1 protein-coding gene is annotated in these 2804 nt (G+C 64.8%); it reads left to right on the forward strand.

Annotation, left to right across the window (positions count from 1 at the left end):
- Positions 1-205: 205 nt before the first annotated feature.
- On the forward strand, positions 206-2804 hold a 2599-nt coding region (locus RUW20_RS04480), incomplete at its 3' end, for a monovalent cation/H+ antiporter subunit A (protein ID WP_409559303.1).

Raw genomic sequence — 2804 nt, forward strand, 5'->3', positions numbered from 1 at the left:
GAACTGTTTGCTGAGGTGGTCACTCATGAGTCTGGGCTCGCCTTCGCAAGACAATGATTGACGGCAGCCTACGCCGCCAATGTTTCGGGGAGATGACGCCGCCTGCCGCGTCTGCCAATGCCGAGGATGGTTATAATCGCACCTCCAACGCCCTTGCGTCACGCTCCGACAACTCAATCCTGGATCGGCCCCTGTGAACTCGAGCCTGCTGCTCGCGGCAATCCCTGCTACCGCCTTCGGTGCCTTCTTGCTGCCGCTGCTGCTGCAGCGCTTCGGACGTGGCGCCTCGGCGCTGGCTGCCGCAGCGGTCATCGCCACCTGTCTGGGCCTGGTGCTGCAGTTGGCGCCGGCCACTTTCGCCGGCCACACCGAACTCGCACACCTGCCGTGGCTGCCCGCCTATGGACTGGACCTCAGCCTGCGCCTGGACGGCCTCGGCCTGCTTTTCTGCCTGCTGATCTGTGGCATCGGTTTGCTGGTGGTGCTGTACGCCTTCTACTATCTGCCGGACAGCGATCGCCTGGGCCGCTTCTATTCGATCCTGCTGCTGTTCATGGCGGCGATGCTGGGCATCGTGCTCTCCGAGAACGTGGTGCTGCTACTCGTCTTCTGGGAAATCACCAGCCTCTCCTCGTTTCTGCTGGTCGCCTACAACCACGAGAAATACGAGTCTCGAATCGGCGCCCGCATGGCCCTCGCGGTCACCGGCGGCGGTGGTCTGGCACTGCTCGCCGGCATCCTGCTGCTCGGTCATATCGCCGGCAGTTACGAGCTTTCGGTAATCCTCGCTGCGGGCGAGCAGATACGGGCACACCCGCTCTACGCGCCAACGCTGATCCTGATCCTGCTCGGCGCGTTCACCAAGTCGGCACAGTTTCCCTTCCACTTCTGGCTACCCAACGCCATGTCGGCGCCGACGCCGGTATCGGCTTACCTGCATTCGGCGACCATGGTCAAGGCCGGAGTCTTCCTGCTCGCTCGCCTGCACCCGGCGCTCGGTGGCACCGACCTGTGGTTCTGGCTGGTCAGCGGCACCGGCGCGGTGACCCTGGTGTACTCCGCGGCAACGGCGCTATTCAGACACGACATCAAAGGGCTGCTGGCTTACTCGACGATCAGCCATCTCGGACTGATCACCCTGCTGTTCGGTCTCGACACGCCTTTATCGATCGTTGCCGGCGTTTTTCATATCATCAACCACGCGATCTTCAAGGCCTCGTTGTTCATGGCTGCCGGGGTCATCGACCACGAATGCGGCACGCGCGACATGCGCCGTGTCAACGGCATGTTCAAACGGATGCCGATCACCGCCAGCCTGGCGATCATTGCTGCCAGCTCGATGGCCGGCGTACCGCTGCTCAACGGCTTCCTGAGCAAGGAGATGTTCTTCGCCGAAACGGTCGCTCACCCGCAATTCGAAGCCGTCGCCTGGCTGCTGCCGCTGATCGCGACGATCGCCGGCATGCTCGCCGTCGCTTACTCGTTGCGCTTCGTTCACGACGTGTTCTTCAACGGCGAGCCGATCGACCTGCCGCGCCAGCCGCACGAGCCGCCGCGCTGGATGCGCGCGCCGATCGAACTCCTGGTACTGCTTTGCCTGCTGGTCGGCGTGTTCCCGGGATGGACCGTCGCGCCGCTGCTCGACGTCGCCGCGCAGGCCACGTTGCAGGGACCACTTCCGACCTTCGAACTGGCGCTGTGGCATGGTTTCAACCGGCCCTTGATGATGAGCCTGCTGGCGCTGGCCGGCGGCGTTCTCATTTACGCCCTGCGCGGTCCGCTGTTCGCCTGGCAAGAGCAACTGCCACCACTGCGCCCGCGCACCGCCTTCGAGCGCGTCTACCGCCTGCTTGCCGCCAGCGCGCGACGACTCGTGGCTGCGCTCGATAACGGCTCGCTGCAGCGCTACAACGCCCTCCTGTTCGCCTTCATCCTGGTCCTCGGAGGCTGGGCCTTTTTCTCTGGCCCGGCGGCCTCCGTCCGGCTACCCGCCCAGCCCGCCGGCGAAGCCGCCTACCTCGCCCTGTTCGCCCTCCTCCTCGGCAGTGTGGGCGCCACGCTGCTGTACCGGCAACGGTTGCTGGCGGTGATCCTGGTCGGCATCGTCGGCCTGGTGGTGGCGCTGATCTTCATTCGCCTGTCGGCGCCTGACCTGGCGCTCACCCAACTTGCCGTCGAAACCGGAACGATCATCCTGATGCTGCTGGTGCTCTACTACCTGCCGGCACGCACGGCACCGCCAAGCAGCGCCAGTCGACTGGCACGCGACGTGCTGCTGGCAAGCCTCGCTGGCGGCGGCCTGATGCTGGTCACCTTGCAGATGCTCGCCGCGCCGTTCGAGACGATCTCGGGCTTTTATCTGCAGCAAGCGGTTCCCGGTGGTGGCGGCACCAACGTCGTCAATGTAATCCTGGTCGACTTTCGCGGTTTCGACACCCTCGGTGAAATCACCGTGCTGGCGATGGTCGCACTGGCTTCGCACGCCGTCCTTGACCGGCTGATCCTGATCGCGCCGCGACGCGATAGCGAGGGCCGACCGTGGGCAAGCGAAGCCCATCCGCTGTTTCTCGCGATGTTGATGCGCCCCTTGCTGCCCCTGGCCCTGACCGTGTCGGTGTATATCTTCCTGCGTGGGCATAATGTGCCCGGCGGGGGCTTCGTCGCCGGCCTGATCACCAGTGTCGCACTGGTGGTGCAATATCTGGCCAACGGCAACGCCTTCGCGCAGCGACGCATGCCGCGAAACGCCGCCGGACTACTGGCGCTGGGACTGCTGCTGGCAACCGGCGTCGGGATGGTCAGCT

The organism is Accumulibacter sp. (assembly GCF_032229525.1).
In the GTDB taxonomy this organism is placed as follows: Bacteria; Pseudomonadota; Gammaproteobacteria; order Burkholderiales; family Rhodocyclaceae; genus Accumulibacter.